The sequence below is a fragment of the Phaeobacter sp. 11ANDIMAR09 genome (genome assembly GCF_001294455.1).
Classification (GTDB): Bacteria; Pseudomonadota; Alphaproteobacteria; order Rhodobacterales; family Rhodobacteraceae; genus Pseudophaeobacter.
Window position 1 is genome coordinate 1 of record NZ_LIKT01000093.1, and the last position, 790, is coordinate 790.

1 protein-coding gene is annotated in these 790 nt (G+C 52.3%); it reads left to right on the forward strand.

Annotated elements, in window-relative coordinates; all coding sequences use genetic code 11:
- On the forward strand, positions 1-790 hold a 790-nt coding region (locus AN476_RS22280), incomplete at both ends, for a zinc ribbon domain-containing protein (protein ID WP_172684884.1).

The following is a 790-nucleotide window of genomic DNA, read 5'->3' on the forward strand; positions in this document are numbered from 1 at the left end:
TTTCGGGGGGCAGGTCAGCCAGTGTAAAGGCAAAGCAAGAAGCAACCCGTAGCGATGTGATCAGGGATGGTATCAATCGCCCAGAACGCGCCCATCGCGCTAAGCATCTGTTTTCAGGACTGCTGAAGTGTGCGTGTTGTGGTGGAGGCTATACGATTGTCGGCAAGGCCCACTACGGCTGCGCAAACAGCCGGAACAAAGGTATCTGTGATAATCGTTTGACCATTAAGCGAGTAGATCTAGAAAGCCGTGTTCTGTCCGGTCTTAAGGACCAGTTATTGGACCCTGACCTCATTGCGGAATTCGTCAGCGCCTATCATGCAGAGTACAATCGTCTGACCGCTGAGACGACCAAGAATAAGGCCGTATCAGAACGTGACCTGGCAAAGGTGAATAAACAGATCGACAAGATCATTGAAGCCATTGCTGAGGGTATGCTTCACCCCAGTATGAAGGCCAAGCTGGATAGCCTGGAGGAACAAAAGGCTAGGCTGGAGGTGGGGCTGGCAAATGCTGAGCCAGAGCAACCTGTACTTCTGCATCCAGCGCTATCCCAGATGTACAAGAAGAAGGTAGCTGATCTCACAGAAGTCCTGAATGACCCTGAGACCAAAGCAGAAGCCACGACGATTATCCGCAGTATGCTCTCCGAGATCCGGCTCACCCCTAACAACGATGCATTGGAGATCGAGCTTGTTGGAGAACTGGCTGGTTTGCTGCGTCTGGGGCAAAAAGGAACGGCTTTGCAGCGTTTTGCTTCGGGCCGTTCTGTAACACTGGTTGCGGGAGT